Source organism: Stutzerimonas xanthomarina DSM 18231, assembly GCF_900129835.1.
Lineage (GTDB): Bacteria > Pseudomonadota > Gammaproteobacteria > Pseudomonadales > Pseudomonadaceae > Stutzerimonas > Stutzerimonas xanthomarina.
The window spans coordinates 1-1,163 of the sequence record NZ_FQXA01000017.1 but is presented as its reverse complement, the minus strand read 5'-3'; the positions used below and the strand labels follow the sequence as shown (position 1 = coordinate 1,163).

Genomic DNA, 1,163 nt, shown 5'->3' with positions numbered 1-1,163 from the left:
GAGCTGCGGATCAGGTGATCAAAAGCGCTCAGCGAGGCTTTAGCCCCCTCGCCAACCGCGATGACGATCTGCTTGTACGGCACCGTGGTGACGTCACCCGCGGCGAAGATGCCCGGCAGCGAGGTCTCGCCACGCGCATCGACGATGATCTCGCCGCGCGAGGTCAGTTCCACCGTGCCCTTTAGCCAGTCGGAGTTGGGCAGCAGACCGATCTGCACGAAGATGCCTTCCAGCTCCAGCTCATGAAACTCGCTGGAGTTGCGATCCTTGTAGGCCAGGCCGGTGACCTTCTGCCCGTCGCCGATGACTTCGCTGGTCAAGGCGCTGGTGATCACCGTGACGTTGGGCAAGCTGTGCAGCTTCTTCTGCAACACCGCATCGGCGCGCAGCTGGCTGTCGAACTCCAGCAGCGTGACCTGCGCAACGATTCCGGCCAGGTCGATAGCCGCTTCCACGCCGGAGTTGCCACCACCGATCACCGCCACGCGCTTACCCTTGAACAGCGGGCCATCGCAGTGCGGGCAGTAGGCGACACCACGGCCGCGGTACTCCTGCTCGCCGGGCACGTTCATTTCGCGCCAACGGGCGCCAGTGGCGAGGATCAGGGTCTTGGCTTTCAGCGAGCCACCATTTTCGAGCTTGATTTCGTGCAGGCCGCCTTCGCTCGAGGCCGGAATGAGCTGCGCAGCGCGCTGCAGGTTCATGATGTCGACGTCGTATTCGCGTACATGGTTTTCCAGCGCACGGGCCAGTTTCGGGCCTTCGGTCTCGGTGACCGAGATAAAGTTCTCGATGGCCATGGTGTCCAGCACCTGACCGCCGAAGCGCTCAGCGGCTACACCGGTCCGGATGCCCTTGCGTGCCGCATAGATAGCCGCTGCGGCGCCGGCCGGGCCACCGCCGACCACGAGCACGTCGAAAGCATCCTTGGCGCTGAGCTTCTCGGCATCACGCGCCGAGGCACCGGTGTCGAGCTTGGCGAGAATTTCTTCTTCGCCCATGCGGCCCTGACCGAATAATTCTCCGTTGAGGTAGATGCTCGGCACCGACATGACCTGGCGAACGGTGACCTCTTCCTGGAACAGCGCACCGTCGATGGCGACGTGGCGAATGTTCGGGTTGAGCACGGCCATCAGATTGAGCGCCTGTACCACGTCCGGGCA

General features: G+C 63.4%; 1 protein-coding gene. It reads right to left on the bottom strand.

Features of this window, described 5'->3' with window-relative positions; genetic code table 11:
- On the bottom strand, positions 1-1,163 hold a 1,163-nt coding region (gene ahpF / locus BUE09_RS19980; protein WP_073303947.1), incomplete at both ends, for an alkyl hydroperoxide reductase subunit F.